This is a genomic window from Romboutsia sp. (assembly GCF_051659545.1).
Classification (GTDB): domain Bacteria; phylum Bacillota; class Clostridia; order Peptostreptococcales; family Peptostreptococcaceae; genus JBOFOR01.
This window is the reverse complement of record NZ_JBOFOR010000102.1, coordinates 1-26609: the sequence shown is the minus strand read 5'-3', so window position 1 is coordinate 26609 and position 26609 is coordinate 1. Positions and strand designations below refer to the sequence as shown.

28 protein-coding genes and 2 tRNA genes are annotated in these 26609 nt (G+C 28.8%); 28 read left to right on the top strand and 2 right to left on the bottom strand.

Annotation, left to right across the window (positions count from 1 at the left end):
* Positions 1-174: 174 nt before the first annotated feature.
* Complete coding sequence (dnaN, locus tag ACRC03_RS06220; RefSeq protein ID WP_438651688.1) at positions 175-1284, bottom strand: DNA polymerase III subunit beta; 1110 nt, start codon at positions 1282-1284, stop codon at positions 175-177.
* A gap of 241 nt (positions 1285-1525) precedes the next feature.
* Positions 1526-2845 (bottom strand): chromosomal replication initiator protein DnaA, encoded by a 1320-nt coding sequence (gene dnaA / locus ACRC03_RS06215; RefSeq protein WP_438651687.1) that lies wholly within the window; start codon positions 2843-2845, stop codon positions 1526-1528.
* A 652-nt stretch (positions 2846-3497) separates the two neighbouring features.
* Between dnaA and rpmH the strand changes: the two genes are divergently transcribed.
* From rpmH to ACRC03_RS06075, 28 genes are all read left to right on the top strand, one after another.
* A complete protein-coding gene (gene rpmH, locus ACRC03_RS06210; protein WP_042277507.1) occupies positions 3498-3632 on the top strand; it encodes a 50S ribosomal protein L34 in 135 nt (44 codons plus the stop codon).
* 78 nt (positions 3633-3710) lie between these two features.
* Positions 3711-4064 carry a ribonuclease P protein component gene (rnpA, locus tag ACRC03_RS06205; RefSeq protein ID WP_438651686.1) on the top strand — a complete coding sequence of 118 codons (354 nt, stop codon included), beginning with the start codon at positions 3711-3713 and terminating at the stop codon, positions 4062-4064.
* 55 nt (positions 4065-4119) lie between these two features.
* Complete coding sequence (yidD, locus tag ACRC03_RS06200; protein ID WP_438651698.1) at positions 4120-4341, top strand: membrane protein insertion efficiency factor YidD; 222 nt, start codon at positions 4120-4122, stop codon at positions 4339-4341.
* Between the two features lie 24 nt (positions 4342-4365).
* Positions 4366-5067, top strand: coding sequence for a YidC/Oxa1 family membrane protein insertase (locus ACRC03_RS06195; protein ID WP_438651685.1), 702 nt, complete (start codon positions 4366-4368; stop codon positions 5065-5067).
* Complete coding sequence (gene jag, locus ACRC03_RS06190; protein WP_438651684.1) at positions 5039-5665, top strand: RNA-binding cell elongation regulator Jag/EloR; 627 nt, start codon at positions 5039-5041, stop codon at positions 5663-5665. The genes ACRC03_RS06195 and jag overlap by 29 nt, the downstream gene beginning before the upstream one ends.
* A 125-nt stretch (positions 5666-5790) precedes the next feature.
* Positions 5791-7170 carry a tRNA uridine-5-carboxymethylaminomethyl(34) synthesis GTPase MnmE gene (gene mnmE / locus ACRC03_RS06185; RefSeq protein WP_438651683.1) on the top strand — a complete coding sequence of 460 codons (1380 nt, stop codon included), beginning with the start codon at positions 5791-5793 and terminating at the stop codon, positions 7168-7170.
* Positions 7171-7240: 70 nt separating this feature from the next.
* On the top strand, positions 7241-9139 hold the full coding sequence (gene mnmG / locus ACRC03_RS06180) for a tRNA uridine-5-carboxymethylaminomethyl(34) synthesis enzyme MnmG (protein WP_438651682.1): 1899 nt from the start codon (positions 7241-7243) through the stop codon (positions 9137-9139).
* Positions 9129-9848, top strand: coding sequence for a 16S rRNA (guanine(527)-N(7))-methyltransferase RsmG (gene rsmG / locus ACRC03_RS06175; protein WP_438651681.1), 720 nt, complete (start codon positions 9129-9131; stop codon positions 9846-9848). Before mnmG ends, rsmG begins: the two co-directional genes overlap by 11 nt.
* Positions 9849-10038: 190 nt before the next feature.
* Complete coding sequence (gene noc, locus ACRC03_RS06170) at positions 10039-10824, top strand: nucleoid occlusion protein (RefSeq protein WP_438651680.1); 786 nt, start codon at positions 10039-10041, stop codon at positions 10822-10824.
* A 54-nt stretch (positions 10825-10878) separates the two neighbouring features.
* Positions 10879-11652 carry a ParA family protein gene (locus ACRC03_RS06165; protein ID WP_438651679.1) on the top strand — a complete coding sequence of 258 codons (774 nt, stop codon included), beginning with the start codon at positions 10879-10881 and terminating at the stop codon, positions 11650-11652.
* A 1-nt stretch (position 11653) separates the two neighbouring features.
* Positions 11654-12529 carry a ParB/RepB/Spo0J family partition protein gene (locus tag ACRC03_RS06160; RefSeq protein WP_438651678.1) on the top strand — a complete coding sequence of 292 codons (876 nt, stop codon included), beginning with the start codon at positions 11654-11656 and terminating at the stop codon, positions 12527-12529.
* Positions 12530-12550: 21 nt separating this feature from the next.
* Positions 12551-13696 (top strand): aminotransferase class V-fold PLP-dependent enzyme, encoded by a 1146-nt coding sequence (locus ACRC03_RS06155; RefSeq protein WP_438651677.1) that lies wholly within the window; start codon positions 12551-12553, stop codon positions 13694-13696.
* Between the two features lie 264 nt (positions 13697-13960).
* Positions 13961-15253 (top strand): helix-turn-helix domain-containing protein, encoded by a 1293-nt coding sequence (locus ACRC03_RS06150; RefSeq protein ID WP_438651676.1) that lies wholly within the window; start codon positions 13961-13963, stop codon positions 15251-15253.
* A 208-nt stretch (positions 15254-15461) separates the two neighbouring features.
* Positions 15462-16046: a sulfurtransferase-like selenium metabolism protein YedF gene (yedF, locus tag ACRC03_RS06145; protein WP_438651675.1), complete on the top strand. Its 585-nt coding sequence runs from the start codon at positions 15462-15464 to the stop codon at positions 16044-16046.
* Positions 16047-16118: 72 nt separating this feature from the next.
* Positions 16119-16382: a DUF3343 domain-containing protein gene (locus ACRC03_RS06140; protein ID WP_438651674.1), complete on the top strand. Its 264-nt coding sequence runs from the start codon at positions 16119-16121 to the stop codon at positions 16380-16382.
* Positions 16383-16395: 13 nt separating this feature from the next.
* Entirely contained in the window at positions 16396-16581 is a 186-nt protein-coding gene (locus ACRC03_RS06135) for a DUF951 domain-containing protein (protein ID WP_438651673.1), read from the top strand.
* A gap of 100 nt (positions 16582-16681) precedes the next feature.
* On the top strand, positions 16682-17887 hold the full coding sequence (locus ACRC03_RS06130) for a PLP-dependent aminotransferase family protein (protein WP_438651672.1): 1206 nt from the start codon (positions 16682-16684) through the stop codon (positions 17885-17887).
* 284 nt (positions 17888-18171) lie between these two features.
* Positions 18172-18450: a 30S ribosomal protein S6 gene (rpsF, locus tag ACRC03_RS06125; protein WP_438651671.1), complete on the top strand. Its 279-nt coding sequence runs from the start codon at positions 18172-18174 to the stop codon at positions 18448-18450.
* A gap of 34 nt (positions 18451-18484) precedes the next feature.
* Positions 18485-18934: a single-stranded DNA-binding protein gene (locus ACRC03_RS06120; protein ID WP_438651670.1), complete on the top strand. Its 450-nt coding sequence runs from the start codon at positions 18485-18487 to the stop codon at positions 18932-18934.
* Between the two features lie 17 nt (positions 18935-18951).
* Complete coding sequence (gene rpsR, locus ACRC03_RS06115) at positions 18952-19179, top strand: 30S ribosomal protein S18 (protein ID WP_438648498.1); 228 nt, start codon at positions 18952-18954, stop codon at positions 19177-19179.
* Positions 19180-19273: 94 nt separating this feature from the next.
* Entirely contained in the window at positions 19274-19594 is a 321-nt protein-coding gene (locus tag ACRC03_RS06110) for a MazG-like family protein (protein ID WP_438651669.1), read from the top strand.
* 7 nt (positions 19595-19601) lie between these two features.
* Entirely contained in the window at positions 19602-20558 is a 957-nt protein-coding gene (locus tag ACRC03_RS06105) for a DUF2232 domain-containing protein (RefSeq protein WP_438651668.1), read from the top strand.
* A 10-nt stretch (positions 20559-20568) separates the two neighbouring features.
* Positions 20569-22563, top strand: coding sequence for a DHH family phosphoesterase (locus ACRC03_RS06100; RefSeq protein WP_438651667.1), 1995 nt, complete (start codon positions 20569-20571; stop codon positions 22561-22563).
* Complete coding sequence (rplI, locus tag ACRC03_RS06095) at positions 22564-23013, top strand: 50S ribosomal protein L9 (protein WP_438651666.1); 450 nt, start codon at positions 22564-22566, stop codon at positions 23011-23013.
* Positions 23014-23041: 28 nt separating this feature from the next.
* Positions 23042-24370: a replicative DNA helicase gene (dnaB, locus tag ACRC03_RS06090; protein WP_438651665.1), complete on the top strand. Its 1329-nt coding sequence runs from the start codon at positions 23042-23044 to the stop codon at positions 24368-24370.
* Between the two features lie 371 nt (positions 24371-24741).
* The gene (locus tag ACRC03_RS06085; protein WP_438651664.1) at positions 24742-26031 is read left to right on the top strand and encodes an adenylosuccinate synthase; all 1290 of its coding nucleotides are present in this window, start codon (positions 24742-24744) and stop codon (positions 26029-26031) included.
* Between the two features lie 359 nt (positions 26032-26390).
* Positions 26391-26466 (top strand) — tRNA-Lys (locus ACRC03_RS06080).
* A gap of 4 nt (positions 26467-26470) precedes the next feature.
* A tRNA-Glu gene (locus ACRC03_RS06075) sits at positions 26471-26545 on the top strand.
* Positions 26546-26609: the final 64 nt, after the last annotated feature.

Below are 26609 nucleotides of genomic sequence, written 5' to 3'. Positions count from 1 at the left end.
CGATTAAAGATTCTAAAATATGATTTTCTTGAAATTCACTTCTGGCAATTATTTTATCCATAATTTTAAAATGTTATAATTTCCTTGTTCATTATAAAAATACATTAAAAATATATTATATCATAAAATCACTTACAAAAACCCAACTTTTATTAGTTGGGCTTTATGTCTATGCTATATATTTGATGATATTCTTACTGGTAGTAATAAATAAGTATACTTTACTCCATCAGCTGGTCTTATTATACAAGGATTCACATTTGTTGTGAATTCTATAAATATTTCTTCACTATCTATATTTTTTAATCCTTCTAAGAAATATCTAGAGTTAAAAGCTATGTCTAGATAATCCCCTTCTAATTCTAAAGAAACTTCTTCATATACATTACCTTTGTCTGTATTAGAAGTTATAGCCATAACATTATCTCTTATTGATAATTTTATAAGATTATTTTTTTCTGATTGAGATAATAATGACGCTCTTTCGATACTATTTAAAAGTTCTTTAGTATTTAATTTTACTTTAGAATTATGTTCTCTAGGAAGTAATTTTTTGTAATCTATAAAATCACCTTCTAGAAGTCTTGTTATTATTTTCGTGTCATTTATCATAAATATGGCATTTTTATCATCAAATCCTAATTTAACGTCTTCATCTTCTGAAGATAATAAGCTATTTACATCGATTAATGTTTTTCCAGGTATTATAACCTTAGCATTATTTATTATATTGTTAGCTGTACAACTTCTAACAGCTAATCTATATCCATCTATTGCTACTAAACTTATATTTCCATTAACTATTTCTAAAAGTTCACCCATTAAGATAGGCTTCGTTTGATCTTGTGATATAGCAAAGACTGTTTGCTTTATCATATTCTTTAATAAATCTTGAGGTATGTTATATAAGTCTTCATCATCTACCTCAGGTAATCTAGGATATTCTTTTGCTGAATCTCCTTTTATTTTGAATCTTGAGTTCACACAATTTATATATACATTATTCTCATCATCTGTTTCTATTTCAACAAATGAATCTGGTAGCTTTCTTATAATATCTCCAAAAAGTCTAGCATTTACTACAATTTCACCATCTTCTATTACTTCAGCTTGTGCATATGTTTCGATACCTATTTCTAAATCATATCCTGTTAATTTTAATTTTTCGTTTTTAGCTGATAATAAAAGACCTTTTAATAACTCTAAAGTAGTTTTTCCGTTAATAGCTTTTTGAGCAATTCCGATTTTATGTGCCAAAAGTTTTTGATTACAAATTATTTTCAATGTGGATAACCTCCTTGCGACATTTATATATAAAAATATATTAAAAATTTAGTAGTAATAGTAGTAGGTGTTGTTGATAATGTGCATAAGTGCTTTCAGCTTAATAAATGCAAAGATACTAACATGTTGATAAAATGTTAATATCTTTGTGGTTGAATATTTAATAATTTGTGAGTAATTTATAGACAAAAAAGTTATAAACATTACATTAACAGCATATCCACAGACAATTGTTTATTAATTATCCCTTTAAATCTGAGATTATTTTGTCTATTTTAATCTTAATTTCTTCATTTGTTTCTATTTCTTTAACTATCTTATCGTGGGCATGAATAACTGTAGTATGATCTCGACCACCAAATTCTTCTCCTATCTTAGGAAGAGAAAAATCAGTAAGTTCTCGAGACAAATACATCGCTATTTGTCTTGGATAAGCTATTTGTCTTGTTCTTTTTTTAGAACTGAAATCTTCCATTTTTAAGTTATATACAGAAGATACTTTTTCTTTTATTCTATTTATGGTAATTTCTTCGTTTTTTGAAGTAGTTATAATATCTTTTAAAGCTTCCATAGCAAGATCAAAAGATATTACACGGTTAGTAAGAGAAGAATAGGCAACTACTCTTGTAAGAGCTCCTTCTAGTTCTCTTATGTTTGATTTTATATTTTTAGCAATGTAACTCATAACTTCATTTGGAACTTCAATGTTTTCCATTTGAGCTTTTTTTCTAAGTATAGCTATTCTAGTTTCAAAGTCAGGAGCTTGAATATCTGTTATAAGTCCCATTTCAAATCTAGATCTTAATCTGTCTTCTAATGTAGGAATCTCTTTTGGAGGTCTATCACTAGAAATTATTATTTGCTTATTTGCTTCATGTAGTGAATTGAAAGTATGGAAAAATTCTTCTTGAGTTCTTTCTTTTCCTGCTATAAATTGAATGTCATCTATTAATAATATGTCTACATTTCTGTATTTATTTCTAAATTCTTCATTTCTATCATCTTTTATAGAGTTTATAAGTTCATTTGTAAATTTTTCTGATGAAACGTAAACAACTTTTGGATCTTTTTTTTGTGTCATAATATGATGACCTATAGCATGCATTAAGTGTGTTTTACCAAGTCCAACGCCACCATATAAAAATAGAGGATTATACGCTTTAGCTGGAGATTCAGCAACTGCTACACATGCTGCATGAGCAAATCGATTACTATTACCTATGACAAAAGTATCAAAGGTATATTTAGGGTTTAAGTTAGGATAGTTCTTCTTTGTAAGAGAAGATCGACTTTCCTCGCCTAAATCCTCAACTTCTTTTTCACTTAAAACAAATTTTACTTTGTATTTTTTTAGTGATAGTTGATTTATTGAGCTTTCTATTAGATTTAAGTATCTATCCTCTAAAATACTTTTAGTAAATTCATTTGGTACTAATAGTATTAATTCACTCATATAGAATTTTAAAGGTACTATTTGCTTAAAAAAAGCATTAAAACTAGGTGGAGATAACTCTCCTTTTATTAATTGAATTGTTTTGTCCCATAAAGAAACTATATCCATAATATAAACCTCCGTACAGAATAATTAACATTTTCCACAAAGTTATTAACATAAATCCTAAAAATCTATAAATTTTATATAAGTTTAAAATTTATGGATAATCTTGTGGATAAAAAATTAACTATGAAAATTGTCTATTGAAAATATAAAGATATAAACAATATGTATATAAAGTTATAAATAGTATCAAGATATAATAAAATTACTTTATAACTAAAGTATTATCGTAATGATTATAAGTTATACACATTTATATCCACAGCTTGTGTATAAATTTAATAAGTTAATAAAAATTATTAACACTATCAACAAGTATATTAATAATATCAGAATAAAAGGCAAACTTCAATGTTTTGTAAACAATTTATCCACAATAATGGCCACATGTTGATAAAATAATACACATTTAAAAAAATATACTTTTTATATATAAAAATTCGCAGTCATATTTGGAAAAAAATTGTCATTAATATTAGAATGTAAATATGTTATTATATATTAATATTAATGTAAGTAATTTTGTTATCTTCATAGTCTAAAAACACGTTGACAACTAGTATAAAAGCATTTATAATTGTATGTGTTATGTTTACTTTGAGGGTAAAGTTATTATTTTTATAAACGGAAAAACAACTGAAAGGCGGTGTAATAAATGAAAAGAACTTATCAGCCAAAGAAAAGGCAAAGAAAGAAAGAACATGGTTTCAGAAAAAGAATGAAAACGTCTAACGGAAGAAACGTGTTAAGAAGAAGAAGAGCTAAAGGAAGAAATAGATTAACTCACTAATAATTAAAAAAGGCCGCTGCGAAAGTGGCCTTTTTGTGTAGGAAAGTATAATTTAGGCTGTGTTTATGGAGGGTTAAGATGGACTTTAACAATACAAAAGGTTTAAAAAAAGACTCTGATTTTAGAAAAGTATATAAACACGGCAAATCTTTTGCAAATAAATATTTAGTAATGTATATACTAGAAAATAAATCAGACTCTAGTAGAGTAGGCATTTCTGTTTCTAAAAAAGTAGGAAATGCTATAATAAGAAATAAAATAAGAAGAAGAATAAAAGAAGCATATAGATTAAATATTGATGAAAACGTTAAAGATGGATACGATATAATTTTTATAGCAAGAGTTTCTAGCAAAGAAATTAATTATAAGGATATTGAAAAATCTATAAGACACTTAGTTAAAAAAGCGGGTATTAATCAGGACGACGATTAAAAGCTTTAAGATGGAGGTCTTTGAGTTGAAAAAAATAATGGTTAAATTAAAGGAAATGAATAGGTATTTATCGAAGATATGTATCTACTTAGTAAGATTTTACCAAAAATTTATATCTCCTTTAAAGGGACCTACCTGTAGATTTTATCCTACATGTTCACAATATTCAATTGAAGCATTTAAGAAATATGGATTAATAAAAGGAATGTATTTGACGGTGAGAAGAATTTTAAAATGTCATCCTTTTCATCCAGGAGGATATGATCCTTTAAAATAAAGATGATACTGGGAGGTATATAAATTGAATTTTATCAGTGATATATTAGGTAGCGTACTTAAATTTATAGTTGAACTTGTTCAAAACTATGGTCTTTCTATAATTTTATTTACAATTTTTGTTAAGGTGTTACTACTACCACTTACAATAAAGCAAACAAAATCGACGAAAGCTATGCAAGATATACAACCGAAATTAAAAGAAATACAAGACAAGTATAAAACTAAACCAGAAAAACAACAGCAAGAGATAATGAATTTATATAAAGAAGCTAAAATAAATCCATTAGCAGGATGTTTGCCATTATTAATACAAATGCCAATATTATTTGGATTATATAATGTATTAAGAGATCCAGTAAAATGGGGAGTTTTTGCTGACCAAGCTGCTTTTGCTAATGCAGATATGGTATTTTTATGGGTACAGAATTTAACTAAGCCAGATTATATATTAGCTATAATATCAGGGGTAAGTACATTTGGAATGCAAATGATAATGATGCCAAAAGACCAACAACAAGGTTCTATGAAGATTATGACATATGTAATGTCTGCGATGATGCTATATTGGGGATTCATGTTCCCAGCAGGTCTTACACTATATTGGACTGCAGGTAACTTATTCTCTATAGCACAACACTACTTAGTAATGAATCCTTTAAAAGCTAAACTGGCTAATTCTAAGGAGGAAGTAATAGATGAGAAGAAGCCTAGAACTAAGAAGTAAAACTCAAGAAGAGGCTGTAAAAAGAGCATTAATTGAATTTAACGTAAAAAAAGAAGATATTGAAATTGAAGTTGTTGAAAAACCATCTAAAGGATTCTTGGGGTTTTTAGGCTCTAAAGAAGGATTATACAGATTTTATGTTGTAGAAAAAGAAAGTGATATAGCTAAAGAATTTGTAGAAACTCTACTTAAAAATGCTAATGTAGATGCAACAGTTAATATTACTCAAGAAAACAATCTAATTAAAGTAGACATAGTAGGAAAAGATGCAGGATCTTTAATAGGCAGAAGAGGAGAAACGTTAGATTCAATTCAGTTTTTAACGGGTCTTGCTCTTAATAAAATAAATAAAGATTCTCATATGAGAGTACTTGTGGATATAGAAAACTATAGATCTAAAAGAGAAGAATCTTTAATTAGATATGCAAGAAAAGTTGCTAAAGAAGTAACTAGAACTAAGAAAACAAAAAAATTAGACTATATGAATCCTTACGAAAGAAGAATTATACATTCATCTCTTCAAAATGACGAGTACGTAAATACATATAGTGAAGGAACTGACCCTTATAGAAGATTAGTAATAGAGTATAAAAGATAAAATTTAACCTCCTAGATAATAGGGGGTTTTATTTTTGTCATTTATTTTATATAATGTTAAGATTAAGGAAACAATTAAATATAGTTAATAGGATCAAAATAATATATTACTAAGAGGTGATAAATTTGTTTATAGATGATACAGTAGCAGCAATTGCAACAGCACCTGGTGAAGGTGGAATAGGTATAATAAGAATTAGTGGAGAGAAAGCTCTTGAAGTTGCAGAGAAAGTGTTTAAGTCGAAGTCTGGAAAACTTATAAGAGAATACAAAACAAGAACGTTAATATATGGAAATATAGTAGATGGTGAAAATACTATAGATGAGGTATTGTTAGCGTATATGAAAGGTCCTAACTCTTACACAGCGGAGGATGTTATAGAAATAAATTGTCATGGAGGATTTATTTCTGTAAAGAAAATATTAGAACTTATATTGTCTAAAGATGTAAGATTAGCAGAAGTTGGAGAATTTACAAAAAGAGCATTTTTAAATGGAAGAATAGACTTATCTCAAGCAGAAGCTATAATTGATGTAATAAAAGCAAAAACAGATATGGCACATGAAGTAGCTCAAAATCAATTAGAAGGTTCTTTATCTAACAAAATTAAAGAATTAAGAATGAAAGTAACGGAAGTTTTAGCTCATTTAGAAGTAGCTATAGATTTTTCGGAAGAAGATGTAGAAGAAATAACATACCAAGCTCTTAGCGAGAGAGCGGAATTACTTAGAACAGAAATTAAAAAATTATATGATACAGCAGAAAGTGGAAAAATCCTTAGAGATGGATTAAAGACAGTTATAGTAGGAAAACCTAATGTAGGTAAATCATCGTTATTAAACTCTATATTAGGAGAAAATAGAGCGATAGTTACAGATATAGCTGGTACAACTAGAGATGTAATAGAAGAATTTATAAATATTAAAGGAATTCCTTTGAAAATAGTCGATACAGCAGGAATAAGAGAAACGGAAGATATAGTAGAAAAAATAGGTGTAGAAAAATCTAGAGAATCTTTTAGTAGTGCAGATTTAGTTATTATGGTACTTGATGCATCTAATAAGCTTTCAAAGGAAGATATTGATATTCTTGAAAGTCTAGAAAATAAGAAAACTATAGTTTTATTAAATAAAAGTGATTTAGAGTATCAAATAGAAGAAGATAAGCTAAATCAATATGTTGACAAAAATAGTATAATTAAAATATCAGCGTTACAAAATGAAGGAATAGAAGAATTACACAATAGAATAGAGGATATGGTTTATAAGGGAAGCGTAAAAAGTACATCTAACCTAGTAATTACTAATTCGAGACATAAAGATGCATTATTAAAAGCGTACGAATCTATAAATGATGCAATTAAAGCTATTGATGAAAATCTTCCTTATGATTTTATAGAAGTAGACTTTAAAAATATATGGGATTATCTAGGTTATATAAATGGAGATACAGTAAAAGAAGATTTATTAGATACTATATTCAGCAACTTCTGTATAGGAAAATAAGTTTTTTTTAGTGTAGAACGACTATATGTTTTTCGTGAAACATTAAGATTTGAATAGAAAGGATGTAAAAATGATAAATTTTAAAGCAGGAAAATATGATGTTATTGTAGTTGGAGCAGGGCATGCAGGATGTGAAGCAGCTTTAGCCGCGGCTAGAATGGGTCAAAAGACATTAATAGTTACTATGTCTCTAGATTCCATCGGATTAATGCCATGTAATCCATCTATTGGTGGTACTGGTAAAGGTCAATTAGTAAAAGAAATTGATGCATTAGGTGGACAAATGGGTATAAATGCAGATAAGACACTTATACAAAGTAGAATGTTAAATACAGCTAAAGGACCTGCTGTTCACTCTTTAAGAGGGCAAGCAGATAAGTTTAAATATCATACAGAAATGAAAAGCACTTTAGAGGATGAGTCTAACTTAGATGTAGTTATGGATGAAGTAGTAGATATATTACATGAAGGTCAGGTTGTTACTGGTGTTGTAACAAAATTAGGGTGTGAATATGAAGCTAAGGCTGTTATATTAGCTACTGGTGTTTACTTAAATTCTAAAATATTCATAGGAGAAGCTACTTTTAATGAAGGACCAAATGCTTTAGCATACTCAAAACATTTAACAGATGGGTTAGTTAATCTTGGATTAAATTTGAGAAGATTTAAGACGGGTACTCCTGCTAGAATCCATAGAGATAGTATAGATTTTTCAGTTATGTCTATTCAAGAAGGTGATGAAAAAATAACACCATTCTCATTCTTAACTGAAAACTTAAATATAAATCAAGAGCCGTGTTATCTAACAAGAACAAATGCTAAAACACATGAAATAATAATGAACAATATAACTAGAACTGCAATGCATAGCGGAAGAGCTCAAAGTACAGGAGCTAGATATTGTCCATCCATAGAGGATAAGGTAGTTAGATTTAATGATAAAGAATCGCACCAAATATTTGTAGAGCCAGAAGGTTTAAATACTAAAGAAATGTATATCCAAGGGATATCAACTAGTTTACCTTATGAAGTTCAATTAGCTATGTATAAAAGTGTAGCAGGTCTTGAGAATGCGAAAATAATGAGACCAGCTTATGCAATTGAATATGATTGTATAGACCCTACTCAATTAAAAATAAACCTTGAAATAAAAGGTATTGAAAATTTATTTAGTGCAGGGCAATTTAATGGGACATCAGGATATGAAGAAGCCGCAGCTCAAGGACTTATAGCAGGTATAAATGCTGCACTTAAGGTACAAGGAAAAGAACCTTTTGTACTTGATAGATCTGAAGCTTATATAGGTGTTTTAATAGATGATTTAGCTACTAAAGGTACTAATGAACCATATAGAATGATGACATCTAGATCTGAATACAGATTATATCTAAGACAAGATAATGCAGATATGAGACTTACTCAAAGAGGATATGATATAGGTTTAGTTAAAGAAGACAGATATCAAAAATTCTTAAATAAAAAAGAAGCAGTAGCTAAAGAAATAGAGAGACTTAAAACGCAAAGAGCTACTCCAAATGAAGTAAATCATCTTTTAAATGAAATGGGAGCATCAGAAATAAAAGTAGGTTTTTCATTATATGAATTTTTAAAACGTCCAGAAATTGATTATAGTTTGATAGAAGCTATAGGTAAAGGTGCTGGAGAAGATGTATCTGATGAAGTAAAAGAACAATGTGTGATAATGACAAAATATGAAGGATATATAGATAAGCAATTAAAACAAATAGATCAATTCAAAAAACTTGAAAATAAAAAACTTTCAAATGACATGGATTACTTATCGATAGATGGATTAAGAATAGAAGCTAGACAAAAACTAGATGAAATAAGGCCAATATCTATAGGACAAGCATCTCGTATATCTGGGGTTTCTCCTGCAGATATATCGGTACTTCTTATATACTTAGAACAAATGAGAAGAACTAAAGGAGGTCAAGATGGACAATAGAGAAATGTTAAAAAAGGGTCTTGAAGACTTAGGCATAGATACAAACGACAAAATGCTTGAAGATTTTAAAATTTACAGGGAAATATTAGTAGATTGGAATCAAAAAATGAATCTTACTGGAATAGAAGATGAAAAAGAAGTGTATATAAAACACTTCTTAGATTCTATTTCCTCAACAACAAATGGCTACATAAGAGATGGTATATCTATAATAGACGTTGGAACTGGTGCAGGATTCCCTGGACTACCTTTAAGAATTTGTTTAAATAATATACAATTAACGCTTTTAGACTCTTTAAACAAAAGAATAAACTTCTTACAAGAAGTTAGTAATAACTTAGACATAGATGATATAAAGTTTATTCACGGTAGAGCAGAGGATTTTGGAAAAGATGAGGAATATAGAGAACAATATGATGTTGCAACGGCAAGAGCAGTAGCAGGGTTACCTGTTTTAATAGAATTTTGCGTACCTTTTGTAAAAGTTGGAGGATATTTTGTGTGCTTAAAAGGACCTAATGCTAATCTAGAATTAGAAGAATCAAAAGCAGCAATGGAAGTGCTAGGGCTAGAATTTATTGAAAAAATAGATGTAGAATTGCCAGAGTCTGACTTGAAACACAACATACTAGTATTTAAAAAGATGAAAAGTACTCCTGATAAATATCCAAGAAAAGCAGGGAAACCAACAAAAAATCCGATAAAATAATTTGAAAATATTTATGATAATGTTAATTAATATTAAAAAATAGATAAAATACTCTAAAAATAAAACAAAATAGAAGGATTATATGAATAATATGAAGAAATAGTATACTCATATATATCTAATCAAGTATTAATTTGTAAAGAGTTTATGAAATTCAAATATATTTATAACTAAATAAGAGAGGGATGTTATGGAAGAAAAAAGAGTGATGGAGATACCTATAGAAAATATAGTTCCAAATCCATATCAGCCAAGAAGAGTTTTTTCACATGCGGCACTACAAGAGTTAAGTAATTCTATAAAGGCTTATGGTATACTTCAACCTATAACAGTTAGAGAAAAAGAAGGAAAATATGAATTAGTTGCAGGAGAGAGAAGGTTCAGAGCAGCTAAAATGGCGGAGCTTGGAACTATTCCGGCTATTATAAATAATATGTCAGATGAATCATCAGCAGTATTAGCTTTATTAGAAAACTTGCAAAGAGAAGACTTGAATTTTATAGAAGAGGCTATGGGGTATGAAAATTTAATAAAAGAACATGATTTTACACAGCAACAATTAGCTGAAAAATTGGGAAAAAACCAGTCAACTATAGCAAATAAATTAAGGATATTAAGACTTTCTAATGAAATTAAGATTAAATTGGTAGAAAATAATTTAACAGAAAGACATGCTAGAGCTTTTCTTAAATTGCCAAGTGAAGATTTAATTAAAGAAGTCCTAGAGAAAGTAATAAAAAATGAGCTAACTGTAAAGAAAACAGAAAAACTAATAAATGACATACTAGAAGAATTAGAATCACCTCAGGAAATAGAGAAAAAAGGAAATATAAAAGGTACTATGGGTATAAGAATATATCTAAATACTATCAAACAAGCCTTTGATGCCATAATAGGTACGGGAATTGAAGCAAAATATAATGAAATAGATAAGGGCGATTATATGGAAGTTGTCGTGAGAATTCCTAAAAAATAAAAAGGTTACTGCAAAGCAGTAATCTTTTTTTGAAAGAGACAGGGGGAGAACGAGATGAGTAAAGTGATAGCTGTATTCAATCAAAAAGGCGGAGTAGGGAAAACTACAACTAATGTAAATTTAACTGCAAGCTTAGGGAAAATGGGAAAGAAAGTGTTAGTATTAGACTTAGACCCCCAAGGAAATACAACAAGTGGATATGGAGTAGATAAAAGTGGTGTAGAAAGTACAATATATGAAGTGATTTTAGATAATGAGGATATTGAGAATTCAATATTAAATACAGAATTTGAAAATATAGACATAGTTTCATCTGCAACAGAATTATCAGGAGCTGAGATAGAGTTAACTTCTATGGCAGATAGAGAATACATATTGAAAAAAGCAATAGATAAAGTAAGAGAAAAATACGACTATATATTTATAGATTGTCCTCCTTCGTTAGGAATGCTAACAATCAACTGTTTAACAGCTGTTGATAGTGTATTGATACCTATACAATGTGAGTATTATGCATTAGAAGGTGTTAGTCAACTTATGGGAACTATAAAATTAGTACAATCTAGATTAAACCCTAAATTAAACATACAAGGAGTTGTTTTGAGTATGTTTGATGGAAGAGCTAATCTATCAATTCAAGTTGTGGAAGAAGTAAAGAAATACTTTAAGGGTAGTGTTTACACAACTTTGATACCTCGTAATGTAAGATTAGCAGAAGCACCTAGTCATGGAAAACCAGCAATTTATTATGATTCTAGATGCAAAGGTGCTTTAGCATACATGGAGTTAGCAGAAGAATTTATAGATTTAGAGGAGGATATAATATAACATGGAGAAAAAAGTGCCAAAAAGGACTAATAGGTTAGGTAAAGGACTTAGTGCATTAATACCAGATACAGCAAATGAAATAGATGAAAAAGAAATAATGAACATAGACTTAAATAAAGTATATCCGAATGAAGAACAACCAAGAAGAACATTTGATGAAGCAAAGATACAAATATTGAGCGAATCAATAAAAAATTATGGTGTATTACAACCTATAGTAGTTAAACCAGATGAAAAAGGTAAATACATGATAATTGCAGGAGAAAGAAGATACAGAGCTTCTAAATTAGCAAATAAAGATAAAATTCCAGTAGTTGTAAGAGATATTCCAATGAAAGAAATAATGGAAATAGCTCTTATAGAGAACCTACAAAGAGAAGATTTAAATCCAATAGAAGAAGCTATTGCATATAAAAGTTTAATACAAAATTACCATGTTACTCAAGAAGAAATTTCTGAAGCTGTAGGGAAAAGTAGACCACATATAACAAATACTTTAAGACTACTAAATCTTAATGAAAAGATAATAGAAATGATAGATGAGGGAATTTTAACAGCAGGACACGGTAAAGCAATACTTAGGGTTACAAACTTAGAATTACAATTACAATTAGCAAACAAAGCAATAGAAGAAGAATTATCAGTTAGAGAAGTTGAAAGATTAGCCAAAAAAATATGCGAAGAAAAGATAGAAGAAATACCAAAAAAAGAAAAAATAAAAGATATATTTATTGTAGACGTAGAAGAAAGATTAAGAAATGTATTTGGAACTAAAGTAAGTATAACTAAAGGCAAGAAAAAAGGAAAAATAGAAATAGAATATTATAATGATGATGATTTAAATAATATAGTATCTATGATTCTTGAAGAAAATTAATAAAAAGAAAGGAAATAGGATATGATTTACTTAGACAATGCAGCTACAACATATCCAAAGCCAGAAAAAGTATATGAGGCAATTATGGATTGTATGAAAAATTATTGTGCAAATCCAGGTAGAGCAGGACATAAATTAGCTATGAAAGCTGCAAGAGGAATATATGATGCAAGAGAAAATGTAGCAAAACTATTTAATATAGATAATCCTATGAATATAGTGTTTACAAATAATGCTACTGACTCGTTGAATTTAGCAATCAAGGGTGTTGTAAAAAAAGGAGACCATATAATAACTACAAGTATGGAACATAACTCTGTTATAAGACCTATAAAAGCATTAGAAAATAAAGGTATTGAAAATACTATTGTTCAATGTAATAAAGAAGGATTTTTAAATGTTGAAGATATAAAAAAAGCCATAAAATCAAATACAAAGTTAATTGTCACTACGCATGCTTCTAATGTTTGTGGAACACTAATAGATATAAAATCAGTAGGGCAAGTGGCAAAAGAAAATAATATATTATACTTAGTAGATGCATCTCAAACAGCAGGTGTTTATAACATAGACACAAAAGAAATAAATGTAGATATGATAGCCTCACCTGGGCATAAGTGTTTGTTGGGACCACAAGGAACGGGTATTTTATATATTAGAGAAGGGCTAGCAATCGATGTATTAAAAGAAGGTGGAACAGGTAGTAAATCAGAAGATTTATTTCAACCAGATTTAGTTCCAGATAAATATGAATCAGGAACTCATAATACATCAGGTATAGTAGGTTTAAATGAAGGTGTAAAGTTTATATTTGAAAAAGGAATAGATAATATAAGAATACACGAAGAAGAATTGTGTCAATATATGCTAGATAAATTAGAAGAAATACCTAATATAGTAATATACGGTCCAAAAGATAGCAAAAAAAGAGCGGCTGTAATATCTATAAATATAGGAGGTATGGATTCAGGAGAAATAACATTTTTATTAGATAGTGAATATGATATAGCTACTAGATCAGGAATACACTGTTCTCCTTTAGCTCATAAAACATTAGGAACTTTAGAGCAAGGAGCTGTTAGATTTAGTTTAGGCTATTTCAATACAAAAGAAGAAATAGATTTAGCTATAAAAGCACTAAAGGATATAGCAGACAATAATATTTAATAATTTTATAAGTAATAGGATAGATAGTAGTGTTACTAGCTATCCTATTTTTGTAATTATAAAATTTATAATTTATTTGTAAATTCAAACAAGATTTAAAAATTGGCAAGAAATAGACAATAAAAGACATAAAAAGGATTAATTTAATGTATAAATTTATAAAATTTAAAAATAAATTGAAATACTTTGAAAATATTTAGTGTTTTTAAAATAAATATAAGTTATAATCATATTATAAGAAAATGCTTTCAGGGGGGAAGTAATATGGATATTTTGAGTTTAGGAGAGAAAATAAAAAAGCTAAGAAAAGAAAAAGATATGACATTAAAAGAACTTGCAGGAAATAGAATAACAGCTGCTCAAATAAGTCATATAGAAAGAGATAAATCACATACTAGTCATGAATTATTAGACTATTTAGCTCATAAATTAGACGTCAGCATAGATTATTTACTAGAAACCAAAGAAATGCAGTCTAGAAAAATAACTGATAACTTAATACTTCAAAGTGAAGTGTTCATTAGATGTGATGAATTAGAAAAAGCAGAAGTACAGATAAATGAAATTTTAGATATATGCAAGGATTATAAACTATTAGATAATCATGGAAAATGTAATTTTTTATTAGCTGAAGTAAATCTAAAAAAAGAAAAATATAATGAAGCTGTAATAAATTATGAAAAAGCATTATACTTCTTTATTAAAAATAGTGATGATGAAAATATATTTAGATGTTATTTAAATATTGGAAAAATATATATGAAAGATGAATTTTATAAAGGAGCTATAAGTCATTTTGATTTTTCAGAAGAAGTTTTAAATCAAAGTCATATAGAAGATATGGATGTATACAAAGACTTATACAGTAAATTGGCTTATTGTCATATAAAACTAGATAATCCCAATAAATCATTAGAATATATAGAAAAAATAAATACAATAGACACTAAAAATAACATAAAAGAAGATCTAGATATGATGATGCTAAGAGGAAACAACCTTTTAAATCTAGGTAAATATGAAGAAGCGAAAGAATGTTTCAAAAGAACTTTAGAAGTATTAGATAAAGAAGATAATAAAACAGATGTAGCAAATGTATATTTAACTATATCTGATATATATAGAAATATGGGTAATACTGAAAAAGTATTAGAGTATTCGCATAAAGTATACGATATAAAAAAGAATGATGAAGACGAACATATGATGAAAGGCTTGTTTAAAATAATAGAAGCTTATATAGATAGTAAAGAATATGATAAAGCAAAAAAATATTGCAAAATAGCTTTGTCATCGGCAATAAAAAATAAAAATAAATTTAATGAGTATAAGGTTTTAAAGTTTTATTCAGATATGTATAAAATACAAAATGAAAATAATATGGCAATAGAATACTTATCTAAGTGTATAAGTATAATATCAGATTTAGGAAATCATAAAGTATTAGCAAACTTATACATAGACTTAGGGCAACTATATTCAACTATTTCAAAAGAAAAAGAGCTTGAATTCTACCAAAAGGGAGTATTCATGTATAAAAACTTAGAAATAATATAAATAAAAAGATTCCTTGATAATATTATAAGGAATCTTTTTATTTATATCACATGGAAAACTGTAGGTAAGTTACTTAAGAGTAAAAACTGTATAAAATTGTTATACGGAATTAACATAATCTATAGAAATATAGAAATAATCTATAATTAAGTAAGTTACATATATGATAAAATAAATTACAACAATATATAAGGAGTTGAAATAAGTTATGCATATAGAAGTAGATGCAAGAGGTTTGGGATGTCCTAAACCTGTTATAAATACAAAAAAAGAACTGGAAAAAATAGATGAAGGTACAGTTGTGGTAACGCTTGACAATGATATAGCTAAGCAAAATATAATAAAATTAGTTAATTCTTTAAATTATGAGTTTAAAATTTTGAAAGAGGAAAAAGATTTAATTGTAGTAGAGATAACAAAGGGAAAAAATGCTATAATAGAACAACAACATGAATTAGAAGATAAGTGTATATTTATATCTTCTGATAAAATGGGAAAAGGAAATGATGAATTAGGAGAGGTTCTTATAAAAGGATATATATATACCTTAACAGAAGCTAGACCATATCCCAAATACATAGTTTTGGTTAATTCTGGTGTGAAGCTAAGTGCCGAAAATAAAGCAACTATAGAAAACTTAAAAATACTTGAAGAGGATGGAACTCAAATTTTATCATGTGGAACATGTTTAGATTATTATAACCTAAATGATAATCTTCAAGTAGGTAGTATTACTAATATGTATTCTATAGTAGATATAATGAAAAATTCATCACAAACTATATCTATATAATGAAAATATAAAGGCTACATAAGTTTATGTAGCCTTACTTTGATAATCAACTAAAAGAAAGAGGATGAACAAATGAATGAAATGTATATAGTGTCATTTAACTCAACACATCAAGCAATAAGGTCAGACAAGTTATTTGAAGAGATTAACATAAAGGCTACTACGTTACCTACTCCTAGAGAGATAACCGCTAGTTGCGGAATATCTATTAGATTCTTACATAAAGATTTAGATAACGTAAATAAGGTTTTAAAAGATAATAGCATAGAATACAAAGGTATATACTGTATAAGTAAATTATCAGATGGTAAAAAAGATGTAAAAAATATTGGTTAGGGAGGGACTAATTATGCCTATGGATATAAAGATAGGAGACATAGTTGAACTAAAAAAACAACATGCATGTGGATGTAAACAATTTGAAATAACTAGAGTAGGAATGGATATGAAAATAAAATGCGTTAAGTGTTCTAGGTTAATAATGTTAGATAGAGAGACATTAGAGAAAAGAATAAAGAAAATTGTCGATAAATAGTTTATAAATATTTAGATAATGACAAAAAAAACCAAAAAACTCAATTGTGATTTGCTATAATTAATAATAAGGGAAGTAAAAATAAGGGGGATAATTAATTATGGCTATAACGTTTGCAAGAAGAATGGAAGGGTTAAAAGGCTCTGAAATAAGAGAGTTATTAAAACTTACAGAAAAACCAGAAATTATATCTTTTGCGGGGGGATTACCAGCACCAGAACTTTTTCCAGTAGAAGAAATGAAAAAAATATCAACATTAGTTTTAGAAGAGTCAGGAACTGCTGCATTACAGTATACTACTACAGAAGGATTTCCTCCATTAAGAGAGCATATAGCAGATAGAATGAATAGTAAAAATAAAACGAATATAGACAAAGATAGCATTTTAATAACAAATGGTTCTCAACAGGGGTTAGACTTTTCGGGGAAAGTGTTCTTAGATGAAGATGATGTAGTATTATGTGAAAGTCCTTCATATTTAGGAGCTATAAATGCATTTAAAGCATATCAACCTAAATTTGTTGAAGTTCCTACAGACAATCAAGGTATGATTATGGAGGAACTAGAGAATATAATCAAAACTACAGATAGAATAAAGATGATTTATGTAATACCAGACTTCCAAAATCCTACAGGAAGAACATGGCCGTTAGAAAGACGTAATAAGTTCATGGAAATAATAAACAAATACGAGATACCAGTAATAGAAGATAATCCATATGGAGAGTTAAGATTTGAAGGTGAAAATCTTCCGTCTTTGAAATCTATGGATAAAAAGGGACTAGTAGTATTTTTAGGAAGTTTTTCTAAGATTTTCTGTCCTGGATATAGAATAGGTTGGGTTTGTGCACCAGAAGAAATTTTAAGTAAATACATATTTGTAAAGCAAGGCGCAGATTTACAGGCATCAACTATATCTCAAAGAGAGATAAGTAAATTTATGGATATATATGATTTAGATGAGCATGTTGATAAAATAAAAGCAGTATATACAAGACGTAGAGATTTAATGCTTAAGACAATGAAAGAAGAATTGCCAGAAGGATTAGAATACACATATCCAGAAGGTGGATTATTTACATGGGTAGAACTACCAAGTCATTTAAATTCAAAAGTTATAATGGAAGAATGTATAGCAAGTAATGTTGCATATGTTCCAGGTGGGTCATTCTTCCCTAATGGAGGAAAAGAAAATAACTTTAGACTTAACTACTCAACTATGCCAGATGAAAAAATAGTAGAAGGAATAAAGAGATTAGGGGTAGTATTAAGAAAACACATGGAAGTAGAAGCAGAATCTTTATAATATAAATTAACACATAAAAAAGAGTGGCTAAATTGCCACTCTTTTTTATGGGAGATTGGGATGAAATATATTTAAGTTATGGGGGCTATATAATTGTATTATTAACAAATGTAATTTAATATATACGTATTAAATTTTTAAAAAAATGTAATACTAAAAAATGTAATATAAAATCAAATTGACATTTATATGGAGTAATGATAAAATGTGTAAGTATGAGATTTTAATCTCATTTCTCTGCTCTATTAATTAGAGCCGTTAAGTCCAAAGGGAGGTGAAAAATAATGAGAAATTATGAATTAGTTTTCGTAGTAAAGCCAAATGCTGATGAAGAAGCAAGAGAAGCTATACTTAACAAAGTTAAGGAAGTAGTTGCTACTGAAGGTGAAGTTGTTAAAGTTGACGTATGGGGAACTAGAAAATTAGCTTATCCAATAGCTAAGTTCAATGAAGGTCACTACGTATTAATCAACTTTAAAGCTGGTGTTGAAGTACCTAAAGAATTAGACAGAAACTTAAAGATAAATGAAAACGTAATAAGACATATGATAGTTGTTGCTTAATAACTAGTTTTATTGTGTAAAAGGCGGTGCTATTATGAACCATGTAGTATTAGTTGGAAGATTAACTAGGGACCCTGAGTTAAGATACATCGCGGGAAGTGGAACTCCTGTTGCTAATTTTGCAATAGCTGTTGACAGAGAATTTTCAGGTAAAGATGGAAAGAGAGAAACTGATTTTATAGATATACAAGTTTGGGGTAAGTCTGCAGAGAATTGCGCAAACTATATAGGTAAAGGAAGTTTAGTTGCTATACAAGGTTCTATAAGAATCGATAGCTATCAAAACCAAGCTGGAGAAACTAGAAGAGCTACTAGAGTTAACGCAAACAGAGTACAGTTCTTAGATAGTAGGAATAAATCTGAGAGTTCATATAAAGAAAATCATCAAAGTGGTTTCGAACCGAATTTCGAACCAAGTTTTGAGCCTACAGGATTAGATCCTCAAGGATTCCAAGCTATAGATGATGATGATATACCATTCTAAAAAGGAGGGAAATTACTATGATAAACAAAAAGAGACGTAAGAAAAAGAGAGTTTGTCAATTCTGTGCTTCTAAAGATTCTAGAATAGACTACAAAAACACTCAAAGATTAACAAAGTACGTAACTGAAAGAGGTAAGATATTACCAAGAAGAATCTCTGGAACTTGTGCTAAGCATCAAAGAGAATTAACAGTTGCAATAAAGAGAGCTAGAAATATAGCGATTTTACCATATACATTAGACTAAGAAAAGGACGAGCCTTATGGCTCGTTTTTTTGTTTATCTGCTTAAATATAGAGCAATTTATGATATAATGTTTATATATTAAGGGGGGGGAATCGTGAGATTAGATAAAAGTTCTGATATAACTAAAAATGTTAAAATAATAGAATGGATGAAGAAAGAGCTTATACTAAGTGTAGGTGATGTATTTGATTTAATTTTTAAAGGTGTTAAACCAGTTGATCAAGCTCTTCAAGATACTTTAGCTAATATAATAATGATAAGTTACCTTTTAGGAAAAAGATTAGGAATAAATTTTAACGAAATAGATTATAAGATAAAAGAAAAGATAAAAATAGGAATAGACGAGAATCATAGTGTGGAAAATTGGTATGGAGATTTTTCAAACTTGAAAAAACACATAGATAATAGGGAGTGATTCTAAATTGGATAACAAAGTAAGACTACCTCATGCATCATTAATTGCTACATTGGGTATATTACTAGCTTTAATAAGTGTGTATGTACCTATGTTAGGAATTGTAAGCTTAGCTATACCAGTACCCTATGCCATAATAGGAACTTTGGCAGATAGAAAGTATTATGTGTTATCCCTAGTTGTAACATTTTTTATACTTATGTTTGGTGTAAATCCAATATATTCAGTAAGTATATGCATAATGAGTGTTATTCCGGGGATTGTTATAGGTAGTATAGTTAAACATCAGATGAATGAAGAGTATGCAAATAAATTTGAGCCTATATATATGGGTACAATTATAGTTGTAGCATCAATGATTGTATTTTTCTTTATAGCTAATGTTGTTTTTGGAACAAATATATTAAATGAGTTTACAAAGGCTGCAAAAGATATTATGGCTGTGCAATTAGATATTATAACAAAATCAGGACTGGACCTAGGTGAGGGACTAAAAGCAGATGACTTAGTAGATTATATTAGAAACATACTTCCTACGATTTTATTATTACAGGGGATGATTATATCTTTCATAATATACTATCTAGAAGCGTTTATTTTAAGACGAGTGAGAAGATTAAACTTACAAATACCTAAATTTGAAGAATTTTATTTACCGGGAAATGCTATAATGGTATCCTTTGTATTTTATTTACTTGTTATGTTAATGGATGCAATGAATGTAAAATTACATACTGATTTAATTATGCTTAATTTGCAATTAGTATTTAACTTTATGTTCATGATTCAAGGAATATCACTGGGTATTTATTATTTTAAAAAGTGGATGAAAGAAGGAACAATTAAAATGATATTTATGTCGGTATTCATTTTATGTATATTTGGGTTTACAGGAATTGCTTTTGTTGGAATGTTAGACAGTATAATGGACTTTAGAAAGATAAGAAGCTATAAATCCACTTAGGAGGATAAAAATGAGGAATAAACTGACCTTTAAAATGAATATACCAGAGACAAATTTATATATAATTATTGTAGGAATAGCTAGTGTTTTTTTGCTTTTTTATAACATTTATATAGGTTGTTTATTTTTCTTTTCTTTTGTATATATAGTAATTCATAATTGGAGAACTACCAGCATTAGAAGAAAAGAATGGAACAATTATATTCAAAATCTATCTTTAGATATAGATGAAACTACAAAAAAAGCTATAATGAATTTACCAATACCCCTATGTATATTGGGATTTGATGGGCGTATATCATGGTACAATAATAAATTTAATGATATGGTAGATACACCAGATTTATTAGGTATAAATATTGATGATATTGTAAAAAATTTGAATCTTAGAAAAGTGTTAAATGAAAATAAAGAAATGTATACAGAAATAAACTATAAAGATAGAGAGTATACTATAGTTTATAATGTTATAAAAAATGATCAAGAGAAAAATGCCAAATATCTGATGATGTTATACTGGTTAGATAAAACAGAATATTTAAATTTGAAAAAAGAGTATGAAGAAAAGCAAAACTCCATCATGGTAATACAAATAGATGGGTATGATGAAGTATTAAAGAGCACAGTAGAAGATAAAAGACCTTTGATAAATGTAGAAATAGAAAAAATATTATCAGCATTAGAAACAACTTCGCAGGGTGCTTTAAAGAGAACCTCGAAAGATAAATTCTTTCTTGTTATAAATAAAAAGGAATTAAAAAAGTTAGAAGCAGATAAATTTTCTATTCTAGATAGGATAAGACAAATTGACTACGGAAATAACCTGCCAATAACTATAAGTATTGGGATTGGAATAGATGGAGATACAATAAATGAAAATTTAAAATTTGCAACTGGAGCCTTAGACCTAGCTTTAGGTAGAGGTGGGGATCAAGCCGTTGTAAAAACTAAAGATAAATTTGCATTTTATGGAGGGAAATCTAAGGCAGTAGAAAAAACTACTAAGGTTAAATCTCGACTAATAGGTCATGCGTTAAGAGAAGTTATATTAGAAAGTGACCATGTGTATATAATGGGACATAAATACCCTGATATGGACGCAATGGGAGCTGCTGTAGGAATATATGATATATGTAAGTCTTGTAACAAAACAGCTAATATAGTACTACAACAAGTAAATGAATCCATAGAAGAATTCATAAAAAAACTAAATAAATCAGAGTATTATGATGATTTATTTATAGATAGAGATGAAGCAATAAAAAATTGTAGCAAAAATACTTTAGTAGTTGTAGTGGATACTCATAGACCTAATTTTACTGAGTGTGAACAATTGTTAAGTGAATCAGATAAAATAGTTGTAATAGACCATCATAGAAGAGGAGTAGAGTTTATAAATGATACTGTACTTTTATTCCATGAAACATATGTATCTTCTACTTGTGAAATGGTCACAGAGCTAGTTCAATACATGGAGAATGATGTAAAAATAAATAAACTTACAGCTGAAGGACTTTTAGCAGGAATAAGTTTAGATACTAAGAATTTTGCATTCAAAACAGGTGTAAGAACATTTGAAGCTGCATCTTATCTAAAGAAGGTAGGGGCAGATACTATTGAAGTTAAAAAATTATTTAACTCAGATATAAAAGATTTTATAACTAAAGCAGAAATAATACAAAGTGCTAATATTATTAATGGAAACATATGTATAGCTTATACTACTACAGAAACAGATAATATAAATATAGTTGTAGCTCAAGCATCAGATGAACTATTAAATATAAAAGATGTCGATGCATCCTTTGTATTAGGTGAAAAAGAAGGTAAGGTATTTGTAAGTGCAAGGTCACTAGGAAATATAAATGTACATTTACTTATGGAAAAATTAGGTGGAGGTGGGCACAGAGATATAGCAGGTGCTCAATTTAAGGATACTACATTAAAAGACGCTTATACCAAAGTAAAAGATATAATAGAGGAATACTTAAAGGAGGAAGACTAGATGAAAGTTATATTATTAAAAGATGTAAAAGGAACAGGAAAAAAAGGCGAAGTAAAAGAAGTAAGTGATGGATATGCAAGAAATTTCTTACTATCTAAAAAATTAGCTGTTTTAGCTGATAATACAGCAATGAAAGAATTAAGCGAAAAAAGTAAATCTCAAGAAATAAAAGCACAGAAAGAATATGAAGCTGCTGTAGAATTAGGAAAAAAAATGGAAGAAATGAATGTAGTTATATATTCAAAATCAGGAGATGGTGGAAGACTATTTGGTTCAATAACTTCAAAAGACATAGCAGAACAATTAAAGAAACAGCATGGAGTAGAAGTAGATAAAAGAAAAATATCATTAGATGAACCAATAAGAGTATTAGGGTCTAGATTTGTAGACATAAAAATACACCAAAAAGTAACTACAAAAATAAGAGTTGATGTTAAAGAAAAACAATAGATAAAAAGTGCACTCGAGGTGATGAATAATGGAGGACATAACTAGAATTCCTCCACATAGTGTGGAGTCGGAACAATCTATTCTAGGATCTGTATTACTTGATAAAGATGCTATGATAACAGTCAGTGAAATTATAAGACCAGATGACTTTTATAAGGAAGCACATAAAATCATATATGAGTGTATGATAAAACTTAGTAATAAGAATGAGCCAATAGACTTAATAACTTTGACAGATGAGTTAAGAAAACAAGGACACTTAGATGATGTAGGGGGAATAAGCTATATAACAAGCCTTTCAACCATAGTTCCTACAACATCAAATGTAAAATACTATGCAAATATAGTAAAAGAGAAATCTGTGCTTAGGAAGCTAATAAAGGCTTCTAACGATATAATAAATTTAGGCTATAATGGTGCTTCTAAGATAGAGGATGTTTTAGAAAAGGCTGAAAAGAAAATATTTGATATATCTCAAGAAAAAGCTAGTGATGATTTTAAACCTATAAATTTAGTATTAATGGATACCTATGATATGATAGAGCATCTATATAATAGTAAAGAAGAAATGACAGGTATAACAACTGGTTTTAGAGACTTAAATAAGAAGTTGAATGGTTTCCAAAGGACAGACTTACTATTAATAGCAGCACGTCCAGCTATGGGTAAAACTGCATTTTCTTTGAATCTTGTACAAAATGCAGCATTAAAAGGAAATGCTTCTGTAGCTGTATTTAGTCTGGAAATGTCTAAAGAGCAGTTAGTTCAGCGTATGCTGTCCTCGCAATCCAATGTAGAATTAAAAAAGATAAAAACTGGAAAATTAAAAGAAAATGACTGGCCTAGAATAATAGACGCAATGGCTGTTTTATCTAATTCTAAAATACATATAGATGATACTCCAGGTATAAAAATATCTGAATTAAGATCAAAATGTAGAAAATTAAAGATTGAACAAGGCTTAGATTTAATCCTAATAGATTATCTTCAACTTATGGAAGGTGAAGGTAATAATGAAAGTAGACAGCAAGAAATTTCTAAGATATCTAGATCTTTAAAAATAATAGCAAAAGAATTGAATTGTCCAGTTGTAGCTCTTTCACAGTTGTCTCGTGCTCCAGAGCAAAGAGCCGATCATAGACCGATGTTATCGGACTTAAGAGAATCAGGAGCAATAGAACAGGATGCTGATATAGTTATGTTTTTATATAGAGATGAGTACTATCATCCAGATTCAGAGAAGAAGAATATAGGAGAAGTAATTATCGCTAAAAATAGACATGGAGAAACTGGAGCAGTAGAATTAGTTTGGCTTGGAGAAGTTCAAAAATTTGCAGATAAGTCAAGAGATATGTAGAATTAACAAGTATCCACAGAACATAGTTTTGTATAATTGAAATGTGTGGATATATATATATATAAAGATAGATAAATTACAGTATAAATGAAAAACTATCCACATTATCCACAGAACATATGTTGATAAATGTGAATAAATAAAAAAGCAAGCGTGTAGCTTGCTTTTTTTGTGAATAACTATAAAATATTTAATAATTTATAATAAAATAACTATAAAAATGTAAAAATAGAACTAGAGGTGAAATAATTATAAAATTAATGAAATACATATTAAAATTATAAAATAGTTAAAAAAGTTTGAAAATGTATCGAATATTTGATAGAATATATTGGTAAAGTGTTCGAATATCTATAATAGAGGTGAATTATATGAAAACAGTAGCGATAGTAGGATCTCAATGGGGAGATGAAGGCAAAGGTAAAGTTATAGATTACCTTGCTACACAAGCAGATGTAGTAGTAAGAGGACAAGGCGGAAATAATGCAGGACATACAATAGTTATAGAAGGTAAAAAGTTTGCATTACGTCTTATACCATCAGGAGTTCTAAATGCCCAAACTATAAACGTAATAGGAAATGGTGTAGTATTTGATCCAAAAGGATTTTTAGAAGAAATAGAAACTTTAAATAAAGAAAACATAGATACTACAAACATAAAAGTAAGTGATAGAGCGCACATTGTGTTTCCTTATCATAAAGAATTAGATGCACTAGCTGAAGAAGCTAGAGGAGATAACAAAATAGGTACAACTAAAAAAGGTATTGGACCTTGTTATATGGATAAGACTGAAAGATCGGGAATAAGAATATGTGACTTAATGGATAAAGATATATTTGCTAAAAAATTAAAATTACAAATAGATGCTAAAAATAAATTAGTTCAAGGTGTATATGGAAAAGAAGCTATGTTTGACTTCGAAACTATATATAATGAGTACTTAGGTTATGCAGATCAAATAAGAAAAAATATTTCCGATACATCTGTTATAGTGTACGAAGCTATAAAGGCTGGCAAAAAGGTATTATTTGAAGGTGCTCAAGGAACATTACTAGATTTAGATTTGGGAACGTACCCATATGTTACATCATCTCATCCAACATCAGGTGGATTCTCTGTAGGAGCCGGTGTTGGACCAAACATGATAAAAGATGTTGTAGGTATAGTTAAAGCGTACACTACTAGAGTTGGAGAAGGTCCATTTGTTACTGAATTAGATAATGAAATTGGAGAAAGAATAAGAGTTCAAGGTAGAGAATTCGGAACCGTAACAGGAAGAGCTAGAAGATGTGGATGGTTTGATGCAGTAATAGTAAAATATGCAGCAAGAGTGAATGGTATAACAAGTATATCATTCATGTTATTAGATGTTCTAAGTGGATTTGATAAAATTAACATATGTACAGGATATAAAATGGGAGATAAGATAATAACTGATTTCCCTGCATCATTAGAAGATTTAGCTAAATGTGAACCTGTATATGAAGAATTAGATGGATGGAATGAAGATTTAACTAAAGTTGAAAATTACGAAGACCTTCCTGAAAATGCAAAACAATATATAGCTAGAATAGAAGAATTAGTTGGAGTTAGTGTAGATATGGTTTCAGTAGGACCTAATAGAGCTCAAACTATAATAAGAAAAAATATATTTGCTTAATATAAATAAAGGGACTGTTACACTATTTTTTAGTGTGATAGCCCTATTTTTTTTAGCAACTCCCAGAGGTGTTATCTATATGAAATGTTTCTTTAAAAGGTCGCTAAAGTGAAGCGAATCTTTATATTAAAAATAATATCCACTTAATATATACTAAAAAAATTATAATTGAGGAAAATATAAACAAAACACATATTAAGTAAAATATATAATATAAATATATGACATTTACCCATTTTTAGTATAAAATAACTAAAAACATAAAAAAAATAAAAAAAATGTAGAAAAAGTGTTGACGAAAAAGTAATACCCTAATATAATAGTCTTTGTGAGTGAGAGACACGCACAAAACAAAAGATGATCCATTAGCTCAGTCGGTAGAGCACCTGACTTTTAATCAGGGTGTCCCGCGTTCGAGTCGCGGATGGATCACCATTTAGGCCCATTGGTCAAGCGGTCAAGACACCGCCCTTTCACGGCGGTAACAGGGGTTCGATTCCCCTATGGGTCACCAAATTCCCAGGGATTATAGCTCAGCTGGGAGAGCACCTGCCTTACAAGCAGGGGGTCACAGGTTC